Source organism: Mycobacterium sp. (assembly GCF_019247615.1).
Lineage (GTDB): Bacteria > Actinomycetota > Actinomycetes > Mycobacteriales > Mycobacteriaceae > Mycobacterium.
Window position 1 is genome coordinate 1 of sequence record NZ_JAFBAT010000319.1, and the last position, 9,711, is coordinate 9,711.

The 9,711-nt window shown below is 66.0% G+C and carries 7 protein-coding genes, 1 tRNA gene and 2 pseudogenes; 5 read left to right on the plus strand and 5 right to left on the minus strand.

Annotated features, from left to right (window positions below; genetic code table 11):
• The coding region (locus JO059_RS22395) for an AarF/UbiB family protein (protein ID WP_293322863.1) at positions 1-647 on the minus strand (647 nt) is incomplete at its 3' end.
• A 134-nt stretch (positions 648-781) separates the two neighbouring features.
• On the opposite strand from JO059_RS22395, the gene JO059_RS22400 reads away from it, so the two are divergent.
• The gene (locus tag JO059_RS22400) at positions 782-955 is read left to right on the plus strand and encodes a hypothetical protein (protein ID WP_293322865.1); all 174 of its coding nucleotides are present in this window, start codon (positions 782-784) and stop codon (positions 953-955) included.
• A gap of 22 nt (positions 956-977) precedes the next feature.
• Here JO059_RS22400 and JO059_RS22405 read toward each other — a convergent pair whose 3' ends face one another.
• The gene (locus JO059_RS22405) at positions 978-1,847 is read right to left on the minus strand and encodes a cyclodehydratase (protein WP_293322867.1); all 870 of its coding nucleotides are present in this window, start codon (positions 1,845-1,847) and stop codon (positions 978-980) included.
• Between the two features lie 38 nt (positions 1,848-1,885).
• The gene (locus JO059_RS22410) at positions 1,886-3,301 is read right to left on the minus strand and encodes a zinc-dependent metalloprotease (protein ID WP_293322869.1); all 1,416 of its coding nucleotides are present in this window, start codon (positions 3,299-3,301) and stop codon (positions 1,886-1,888) included.
• A gap of 77 nt (positions 3,302-3,378) precedes the next feature.
• Between JO059_RS22410 and JO059_RS22415 the strand changes: the two genes are divergently transcribed.
• Both JO059_RS22415 and JO059_RS22420 read left to right on the plus strand, forming a co-directional pair.
• Positions 3,379-4,410 carry a PDZ domain-containing protein gene (locus tag JO059_RS22415; RefSeq protein ID WP_293322871.1) on the plus strand — a complete coding sequence of 344 codons (1,032 nt, stop codon included), beginning with the start codon at positions 3,379-3,381 and terminating at the stop codon, positions 4,408-4,410.
• Between the two features lie 121 nt (positions 4,411-4,531).
• Positions 4,532-7,522 carry a UPF0182 family protein gene (locus tag JO059_RS22420; protein ID WP_293322873.1) on the plus strand — a complete coding sequence of 997 codons (2,991 nt, stop codon included), beginning with the start codon at positions 4,532-4,534 and terminating at the stop codon, positions 7,520-7,522.
• 34 nt (positions 7,523-7,556) lie between these two features.
• Here the strand turns inward: JO059_RS22420 and JO059_RS22425 are convergent.
• Positions 7,557-8,573: pseudogene (locus JO059_RS22425) on the minus strand (TIGR03617 family F420-dependent LLM class oxidoreductase); the annotation flags it as partial.
• Between the two features lie 168 nt (positions 8,574-8,741).
• On the opposite strand from JO059_RS22425, the gene JO059_RS22430 reads away from it, so the two are divergent.
• Complete coding sequence (locus JO059_RS22430; RefSeq protein ID WP_293322875.1) at positions 8,742-8,966, plus strand: deoxyribodipyrimidine photolyase; 225 nt, start codon at positions 8,742-8,744, stop codon at positions 8,964-8,966.
• A 138-nt stretch (positions 8,967-9,104) separates the two neighbouring features.
• Positions 9,105-9,181 (plus strand) — tRNA-Met (locus JO059_RS22435).
• Positions 9,182-9,596: 415 nt separating this feature from the next.
• Here the strand turns inward: JO059_RS22435 and JO059_RS22440 are convergent.
• Positions 9,597-9,711, minus strand: a pseudogene (locus tag JO059_RS22440) (IS30 family transposase); the annotation flags it as partial.

The following is a 9,711-nucleotide window of genomic DNA, read 5'->3' on the forward strand; positions in this document are numbered from 1 at the left end:
GCGCGCTGGTTGTCGGCTTCCAGCCGGTAGTCGAGTTCCATTTCGGTGCGCTCGATCAGCTCGTCGACCACGCCTTGGACGTCGGCGCCCGGCGCGAGCTGTTTGACCACCCCGACCATCCGCTGCATGGTCTTGAGGTCGGCGCGCAGCGCCTCGTCGGCGCCCGGGTACTGAATTTTGACGGCCACTTCCCGGCCGTCCTTCCACACCGCCTTGTGCACCTGACCGATGCTTGCCGAGGCAGTCGGGGTGTCGTCGAACGAACTGAAGCGGTCCCGCCACTTGGTGCCCAGCTGCGCGTCGAGCACCCGGTGCACCTTGTGGGCGGGCAGCGGCGGGGCGTCCTTCTGCAGCTTGGTCAAGGCCTCGCGGTAAGGCTCGCCGTACTCCTCGGGAATCGCGGCCTCCAGCACGGACAGGGCCTGCCCAACCTTCATGGCGCCGCCCTTGAGCTCACCCAGGACGGTGAACAACTGGTGGGCGGCCTTCTCCAACATCTCGGCCTGGACTTCGTCTTTCGACTTACCGGTCAACCGTTTGCCGAATCCGAGCGCCGCCCGGCCGGCAAACCCGACGGGGATGCTGGCCAGCTTCGCGTTGCGCGCAGCGCGCCCGCGTTTGATGTCTGCCACACGTCCATCATCCACGACGCCCAGCACGACATGATGTCGATCCGCCCACAACCCGTCTCGTGGCCGGGCTTGCAGCCATAGGTTGTCCCTTGCACGGGAAGTCCCGCGACTCAACCAACACGCGCAGGCGAAGGGTGGTACCGAAGGCCATGGCAGCCAAGCAGACGCAGCACGACGCCGCCGACGCCCTCTTCAGGGCGATCATCGAAACGTTGGACAAGAGCCGCAACGAGGGCACGTTGAGCGGAGAGGTGTTGGAGGCGCTCGCTAGGGCGTATGCCTCGGTGGCGAACAACGTTCCCGAACCGGGACGGCTCGGTTAGCCGAGTCGGCGCCGCGCCATCATCAGCATGTGCACAACGGATGTTTGGTCCATTGACGTGCGACGATGGCGGCGGCGTTGAGGTCGAACTCCAACGTGGCGTTGAGCGCGGGGGGCGGCGCGGGATCGGGCACCGTCTCTCGCCCGCGGACCGCGGCGATCACCCGGTTCACCTGGCTGAGCGCCAGGGCCGCCGTCGCCAACAGCGTTGCCCGGTCGGCTACCCCGACGGTGTCGCGGAGCTGGGCGGCGATCACCGGCCAGGCGGTGTCACGGTCGCTGCGGTGCAGGTCGGCGCAACCCAAACAGCTGGTCACGCCTGGTATCACGAGCGGACCGACCAATCCGGTACCGTCGCGCACCCGGACCGGAAGGTGCGGGACGCCCTCGCTGTGGAGGTCACGAATCATGCGTGGGTCGGCGACCAGATAATCCGTCAGCACCACCAGGTCGACGGCGGCGTGCGATATGGCGGCATGCGGATGGCTGCTGTGGGCGATGCGGGCGCCGGAGCAGCGCAGCGCGTCAACCAGCAGCTCCGAGAGCGGCCCGCGGCCGTGGATGCGGATGGACGCCGCCCGGCCGCGCGACTGCGGGCATTCGGTCACCACACCGGCGGCCACCAACTGCTCGACGAGGTCGGTCAGGCCGTCGGCGTCCTGCAACCCGCGGTCGATCGCCTGCCGCCGCAATTCTGATATCGGTGTCGGCGAGCGCATGCAGCGCAGCACCGTCGCCAACTCCGCGGCTGCCAGGCCGCACGGCGGACGGACCAGCACCGCACGGTGGGGATCCCAGCCGACCTGGACGGCGCCGTCGGGCCGCAACAGCACGGGCATCGCGGGGTTCAGCGCATACCGGGAGATCGCGGCGTTGGACACGACCTGAGCCATGCGTTGGGACTGTGCCACCCCGGCAGCACACGCCGCGATCAGTTATCCACAGGACCCCCGGCGGGGCCGTCGGGGCCGTCAATGTCCGGGTCTTGCTCGAGTTTGGCGATCGCCTCGTCGATACCGCTCGTATCGCCACCGATGACGCGGTCGATGAAGCCTGCCGGCTCGTCGAGGTCGTCGGCTGCGGGCAGCAGGTCGGGGTGCTGCCAGACGGCGTCGCGGGCGTCCGCACCCGCGGCCTGGGTCAGCCGATCCCAGAGAGCGGCGGCTTCCCGCAGCTTCCGCGGCCGCAGCTCGAGGCCGACCAGGGTCGCGAACGTCTGCTCGGCCGGGCCGCCGCTGGCCCGCCGGCGGCGCAGCGTCTCGCTGAGCGCGGCCGCGCCCGGAATCCGATCGCCCAGCGCAGCGGTGACCACCACCTGCACCCAGCCGTCGATCAGCGCCAGCAGCGTTTCGAGACGTTCCAGCGCCTGCTTCTGCGCCGGCGTCGCCTTCGGCTCGAAAACTCCCTGCCCCAGCAGGTTTTCGATGGCCGCCGGATCCGACAGCGACGCCGGGTTGAAGTCCCGTGCCAGCTCTTCGATTCCGGTCATGTCGATCTGCATGCCCCTGGCGTAGGCCTCCACGGCACCCAGCAATTGACTGGACAGCCACGGGACATGGCCGAACAGTCGATGGTGTGCGGCCTCGCGGGCAGCGAGGAACGTCAAAATCTCGCTGCGGGGCTGCTCGAGTCCGGCGGCAAACGTTTCCAAAGCGGCCGGCAGTATCGCGGCGACGCCTTTGGGCCCCAGCGGCAGACCGATGTCGGTGGAGGTCAGTACCTCGCCGGACAGCCGGCCCAGCGCCTGACCCAGCTGCGAGCCGAACGCCATGCCGCCCATTTGCGACATCATCGACAGCAGCGGGCCGGCCATGCTCTTGGCCTCTTCGGGCAGCGACGACGCCCACACCGTCGCGATCTGCTCGGCCATCGGGTCACACAGCCGCTTCCACGTCTCGAGGGTGTTGTCGACCCAGTCGTTGGGCCGCCAGCCCTCCGCCTTGGTTGTCCCGGCGGGCAGCGCAGTCGCCCCGTCCAGCCAGGTCTCGGCGAGGCGGACCGCATCGGCGATCGCCTGTTTCGTCGTGGCCGGGACGGGCGCGACGAACCCGATCGAACTGGTGGCGACGCGCCGCGCCAATTCGTAGTTGACCGGCCCCGATGTTTTGCCGCCGGCCATGACGGTCCCGGCGCCGCTGAACATCTGGCCGAGTTGGGTGAAAATCTGGCCCAGGTCTCCCATGCCGAAGTCCCCGCTCATGCCGAAGGACCCCAACGGGTCGGACGAGCCCGAGCCGGAACGGGGATCCTTCTTCCCGGGCTTCTCGCGCCCCGACTCATCTTTTGAGGCGTCGTCGCCGGAGGAGAAACCGAAAGGCATGTCAGCCATAACGTCAACGGTACCCACCGGCGGAACAGAACGCGCGCATCCCGTCACGCTCGTAGCTGAACGAGCTCTCGCGGTGTCCGTCTAGTGTTAGCGGCGTGAACAGGCGGATTCTGACCTTGATCGTCGCATTGGTGCCGATCGCGGTCTTCGGGGTGTTGCTTGCCGTGGTGACGGTCCCGTTTGTGTCGCTCGGTCCCGGTCCCACCTTCGACACGCTCGGGGAGGTCGACGGCAAGCCGGTGGTCGCGATCAATGGCACCACGACGCACCCGACAACGGGCCACCTCAACATGACGACGGTGTCCCAGCGTGACGGCCTGACCCTCGGCGAAGCGCTGACGTTATGGCTCTCGGGAGAGGAGCAGCTGATACCGCGCGATCTCGTCTACCCGCCCGGAAAGTCGCGGGAGGACGTCGACAAGGCGAACAACGCCGACTTCAAACAGTCCGAGGACAGCGCCGCATACGCCGCGCTGGGATACCTGAAGTACCCGGCCGCCGTGACGGTCGCAACCGTCACCGATGCCGGCCCCTCGGCGGGCAAGCTGAAGCCCGGCGACGCCATCGACGCGGTCAACGGCACCCCGATGGCCAATGTCGAGGAGTTCACCGGATTCTTGAAGAACACCAAGCCGGGTCAGGTGGTGACGATCGACTATCGGCGCAAAAATGACCCGGCCGGGCTCCTTGGCACCGCGCAGATCGCCCTCGGGACGAACAAGGACCGCGACTACGGCTTCCTGGGCGTGGCGGTTCTCGACGCCCCCTGGGCGCCGTTCGTCGTCGACTTCAATCTCGCCAATGTGGGCGGGCCCTCCGCCGGGTTGATGTTCAGCCTGGCGGTCGTCGACAAGCTCACAACGGGTGACTTGGCCGGGTCGGCGTTCGTCGCGGGAACCGGCACCATCTCCGTCGACGGCAAGGTGGGCCAAATCGGCGGCATCACCCACAAGATGGCCGCCGCCCACGACGCCGGGGCCACCGTCTTCCTCGTGCCCGCCAAGAACTGCTACGAGGCAATCTCGGATAATCCGTCCCACTTGCGCCTGGTGAAGGTCGAGACCCTCGGGCAAGCGGTCGACGCGCTGCACGCGGTCACGTCGGGAGGCCAGCCGCCCAGCTGCTGACCGGCCGACGATGCCGACCGCGTGCGGGTGTGAGGTGCGTAGAGTTGTGACCGTCCACCAAAATCGGTGGCAACCAGCTGGTTGAGCCGACGCCAGCCACATCGATCAGGGAGCGTAGCCAGTGGGGATGCGGCCCACCGCGAGGATGCCGAAGCTGACTCGGCGTAGCCGGATTCTGATCCTGATCGCACTGGGTGTGATCGCCTTGCTGCTGGTCGGCCCCCGGTTGATAGACGCCTACGTCGACTGGTTGTGGTTCGGAGAGCTCGGCTACCGCTCGGTGTTCACCACGGTATTGGTGACCCGCATCGTCGTGTTTCTCGTGGCCGGTCTGCTGGTGGGCGGCATCGTGTTCGGCGGGCTGGCGCTGGCCTACCGCACCCGCCCGGTGTTCGTTCCCAGCAGCAACAACGACCCGGTCGCCCGATACCGCGCATTTGTGGTCTCACGGATGCGACTGGTCGGGATCGGAATCCCGGCCGCGATCAGCCTGCTGGCAGGCGTTATCGCGCAGAGCTATTGGGTTCGGATCCAGCTGTTCTTGCACGGCGGGGACTTCGGCATCAAGGACCCGCAGTTCGGCAAGGACCTCGGCTTTTACGCGTTCGAACTGCCGTTCTACCGGCTCCTGCTCAGCTACATGTTTGTGGCCGTGTTCCTGGCTTTCCTGGGAAACCTGTTGACGCACTACCTTTTCGGTGGCGTCCGGTTGTCTGGGCGCACCGGCGCCCTGAGCCGCTCGGCCCGGATGCAACTGGTCAGCCTGATCGGCCTGCTGGTGCTGCTCAAAGCCGTCGCCTATTGGCTGGACCGCTACGAGCTGTTGAAGCACACCCGCCGCGACAAGCCATTCACCGGTGCCGGCTACACCGATATCAACGCCGTGCTGCCCGCGAAGCTCATCCTGATGGCCATCGCGCTGATTTGCGCAGCCGCGGTTTTCTCCGCTATCGCGTTGCGGGACTTGCGGATTCCGGCCATCGGCCTGGTCTTGTTGCTGCTCTCGTCATTGATCGTGGGCGCCGGATGGCCGTTGATCGTCGAGCAGATCAGCGTGAAACCCAATGCGGCGCAGAAGGAAAGCGAATACATCGCGCGCAGCATCGCTGCGACGCGACAGGCGTATGGACTCACGTCCGACGTGGTGACCTATCGCAACTACACCGGCGACGGCCAGGCCACCGCCCCCCAGGTGGCGGCCGACCGCGCGACCACCTCGAACATCCGGCTGCTCGACCCCACCATCATCAGCCCCGCCTTCACGCAGTTCGAGCAGGGCAAGAACTTCTACTACTTTCCCGACCAGCTGTCCATCGACCGCTACCTCGATCGCAACGGCGCGCTGCGCGACTACGTCGTTGCCGCCCGTGAGCTCAACCCCGATCGGCTTACCGACAACCAGCGGGATTGGATCAACCGGCACAGCGTCTACACCCACGGCAACGGGTTCATCGCCTCACCGGCGAACACCGTGCGCGGGATCGCCAACGAGCCCAACCAAAACGGGGGTTATCCCGAGTTCCTGGTCAACGTCGTCGGCGCCAACGGCAGCGTGGTGTCCGACGGGCCCGCGCCGCTGGACCAACCGCGCATCTACTACGGGCCGGTCATCTCCAACACCTCCGCCGACTACGCGATTGTCGGGCGCAACGGCAATGACCGCGAGTACGACTACGAAACCAGCACCGAGACCAAGAACTACACTTACACCGGACTCGGCGGTGTCCCGATCGGTGACTGGATATCGCGCAGCGTCTTCGCGGCCAAGTTTGCCGAGCGAAACTTCTTGTTCTCCAACGTGATCGGCTCCAACAGTAAGATCCTGTTCAACCGCGACCCGGCGCGGCGGGTGGAGGCGGTGGCGCCGTGGCTGACGACCGACAGCGCGGTGTACCCGGCGATCGTGAACAAGCGACTGGTGTGGATCATCGACGGCTACACCACGTTGGACAACTACCCGTACTCGGAGCTGACCTCACTGGAACAGGCGACCGCCGACTCCACCGAGGTCGCGTCCAACCGGCTGGCGCCCGACAAGCAGGTCTCCTACATCCGAAACTCGGTCAAGGCCACGGTGGATGCCTATGACGGCACCGTAACGCTCTATCAGCAGGACGAACACGATCCCGTCTTGAAGGCCTGGATGCAGGTCTTCCCGGGCACCGTCAAGCCCAAGAGCGACATCACCCCCGAGCTGGCGGAGCATCTGCGTTATCCCGAGGACCTTTTCAAGGTGCAGCGGATGCTGCTGGCCAAATACCACGTCAACGATCCCGTGACGTTCTTCTCTACCTCGGATTTCTGGGATGTCCCGCTGGATCCGAATCCGACCGCCAGCAGTTATCAGCCACCGTATTACATCGTGGCGAAAAACATTGCGAGGAACGATAGTTCGTCGTCGTATCAGTTGATCAGCGCGATGAACAGGTTCAGGCGGGACTACCTGGCCGCCTACATCAGCGCCAGCTCCGATCCCGCGACGTACGGCAGGATCACCGTGCTGACCATCCCAGGCCAGGTGAACGGTCCCAAGCTGGCCAACAATGCGATCACCACTGACCCGGCCGTCTCCCAGGATCTCGGCGTGATCGGGCGCGACAATCAGAACCGGATCCGGTGGGGCAATTTGCTCACGCTTCCGGTTGGCCAGGGCGGGCTACTCTATGTCGAACCCGTCTATGCCTCACCGGGAGCCAGCGACGCCGCCTCGTCGTATCCGCGCCTCATCCGGGTCGCGATGATGTACAACGACAAGATCGGGTACGGCCCCACGGTGGGTGACGCGCTCAACGGGTTGTTCGGGCCCGGCGCGGGCGCGACGGCGACCGGCATCCAACCGACCGAGCCCGGGGCGGCGCCCCCGAGTCCGAGCCCCCCCGCCAGCCCGCCGGCGCCCGTCGCACCACCCGGGCCGACCACGCCGCCAACGGCGGTGCCCCCGGTCTCCGACGGATCGGTGACGCTGTCCCCGGCCAAGGCCGCGGCTCTGCAGGAGATCCAGGCGGCGCTCGGCGCGGCGAAGGACGCGCAGAAGAAGGGCGATTTCGCGGCCTACGGCGCGGCGTTGCAGCGGCTCGACGACGCGATCAACAAGTACAACACCACCAAGTAGCCGCCGTAATAGCGGCTGGTCGCCGGCTGCCTCGTCACCCCTGCAAACGGCGGGCGACGTCGCCGTATCGCTCGAAGCGCTCCGGATCGCCCAGGGCGCTGTACAGCGCAAGGCGGGTCGCAACCTCGGAGTACTTCCGGGCCAGAGCATCGGCCAGCCCGTCCCAGGTCGACTCGGTGGCGAAGACAGCGATGTGCTCGTCGCTGATCTGTGCCGCCATGCCCGCGAAGTCGCCCGCCTTTTGCTTCTCCCGAATCCGGGCGGTGGTGCCCTCGAATCCGGCCTCGTCCCAGATGAACGCGTAATTGGGTGTGCTGCCATAGAACGCCATGCTGGCGCGCACCGCCTCGCGTTGGTGGTCGCGCTCTTCGTCGCTGTCACCGACGATCGTCATCACCGGCACGATCATGGCGATCTCCGCTGCCGAGCGCCCCGCTTTTCCCGCGCCCGCGGCGACGTTCGGCACGACGTGGCGGGCGAGGTAGCCGGGCTCGCCGAGCGGGTGCACATGGACGCCGTCGGCAACTTCGCCCGCCATCCGCAGCATCCACGGATTGACCGCTGCCACATCGACTTTCGGGTCGGGCGCGGCAATGGGTCCCGGACTCCACTGCGGGGTGATGAAGTCGAGCCGGTAGAACTCGCCGTGATGATCGAGATTGCCGGTTCGGAAAGCGGTAAAGCACGCCTTCACCGCGAGCACGTAGTCGCGCAGGCGGGGGCCGGGATGCTCGAAGGGCATCCCGTATCTCCGCACGACGTGCGTGCGCACCTGCGTGCCTAGACCCAGTCGGAACCTCCCGCCGGTGGCCTCCTGCAGCTCCCACGCCGTCGCGGCGGTGACGAACGGACTGCGCGGAAACGCCACCGCGACGCCAGTCGACAGCTCGAGGCCGGGCGCAGCCTGCGACGCGACGGCGGCGTTGAGATAGGCGGTGCGGCCGGTCTCGGTGAACAGCACACCGGAAAACCCGGCGATGCGAATGTGCCGGGCCAGGTCACCGATCTTGGCCAGCGGTTGGGGCACGACCATCACATCGACCTGCATGGCCGAACAGTATCCCGCATGACTCTGCGGACCGGCTTTCGACTCTGTGCTTCATCGTGAGATCACGCCGGGGAAACCCACCACGGCCGATTACGGAATCCGGAAATTCCCGTGGTCTATATTTGCGCCGTCCTGGGTATTACCTACAGGCTCCGAAGAAAGGTTTCTGACATGTTGCACTCGATGATCCTGGCCAGCTCGGATCCGCTCGCGGCCGGGTTGATACTTCGTGGAATCAAGGGAATTTTCGTGGCCATCGGCAGCGTGATCGCCGCGATTGTCTGCGGCATCATCGCAATGACCAAGGGGCGGAATCCGCTGGGCTGGGGAATTCTGGGGCTATTCTTCTCCATCCTGACCTTGATCGTCATCATCGTCATTCCCAGCAAGAAATGACGCTCGAGCGGTTGCCGCTGCACTCGGCGGTTCGCGTGGCGTTCGGCGGCTGACCACCTGGCGCGGCGGCGCAGAACGTGCCGGTCAACGCGTGATTTGGCCGGCGCGGCCGGTTTTCGGTAGCCTGGCATTCACCGACGCGGGGTGGAGCAGCTCGGTAGCTCGCTGGGCTCATAACCCAGAGGTCGCAGGTTCGAATCCTGTCCCCGCTACCAGCGGAAGTGGCTCCCGGAGACTTCTCCGGGAGCCATTTTCATGCCCGATGAGAACACTTTTGGGAACATTAGCGTGGGTAATGATCTCTGGCGACCGGACTGGCGAAGTTCAGCTGCAGCGGGCACACCGCACGTTTCGGCCCGGCGAGCCATGCACAGATACAACTAAGGGGCAGTTCCGGCTGGCTTCGCGTCTTGCCATGCTGGCGGATTTTTGTGCGGCAGAGTATGGGTGTGGTTGCACATGACTTCGTCTCTTGCGTCTGGCCCACGGGCCGCTGCTGGCGGCGGCTGAGTTGGGTAGTGGTTCAGATGACGCAGCCCTGTTATGCGTCGTACGGCACGTCGCGCCGTAAAGCTCGCTAGTGTCGACGGCGGCTGAAAATTGACCCCCTGGCGGCAGGGTGGCTTCTAGTCAACGTCGCAACAGTTGATGGTCTGGTGAGGCTAGCAGCGCGGTGAAAAGTTCAGTGGGACTGCGGTCTCCGAGGATGTGGCGGGGTCGGTTGTTGATCTCGTATTCAACAGCC

What these genes read in the sequence shown, in the direction of transcription:
- JO059_RS22430 (WP_293322875.1), top strand. Translation starts at nt 8,742, where the DNA reads ATGTTGCACTCGATGATCCTGGCCAGCTCGGATCCGCTCGCGGCCGGG.
- JO059_RS22400 (WP_293322865.1), top strand. Translation starts at nt 782, where the DNA reads ATGGCAGCCAAGCAGACGCAGCACGACGCCGCCGACGCCCTCTTCAGG.
- JO059_RS22405 (WP_293322867.1), bottom strand. Translation starts at nt 1,847, where the DNA reads ATGGCTCAGGTCGTGTCCAACGCCGCGATCTCCCGGTATGCGCTGAAC.